We start from the raw sequence: 453 nt of genomic DNA on the forward strand, positions 1-453 counted from the left end.
GCCGCGCGCCGCGCCCGAGCAGCGGCACCATGGCCAGCGCCATCCGCGGGTCCGACAGACGTCGCGGGTCGGGGCGCCGGTCCGGCACCGCGGGCGAGACCAGGGTGAGGCTGCGGACGAGCTCGGGACGGCGGGCCGCCACCGTCGTCGCGATCACGCCGCCGAGGGAGTTGCCGACCAGGTGCACCGGGCGGTCGCGCCCGGCCAGCCAGCACAGCAGCGCGTCCGCCATGCCGTCCGGGCCGAAGTCGGCGACGGCGGTCGGCTCGGACAGCCCGAACCCGGGCAGGTCGACGGACAGGCCGGCCGCCCGTGGGGCGAGGAGCCCGGCGAGGTCGGTCCAGTTCGTGGCCGACCCGGCGAGCCCGTGGACGTAGACGGCGTCGGCGTCGCCGGAGCCGGGGGTCTCGCGCACGTGCAGGGTGACCCCGCCGGAGGTGACCGCGCGGCCCG

At 79.0% G+C, this 453-nt stretch carries 1 protein-coding gene; it reads right to left on the bottom strand.

All coding sequences use genetic code 11. The annotated features are described in order from the left end of the window. Positions 1–453 (bottom strand): alpha/beta fold hydrolase (locus GTW08_RS05700; protein WP_161151514.1); only part of this gene is annotated, 453 nt, incomplete at both ends.

Origin of the sequence: Pseudonocardia sp. SID8383, from assembly GCF_009864975.1 — a bacterium.
Lineage (GTDB): Bacteria > Actinomycetota > Actinomycetes > Mycobacteriales > Pseudonocardiaceae > Pseudonocardia > Pseudonocardia alni.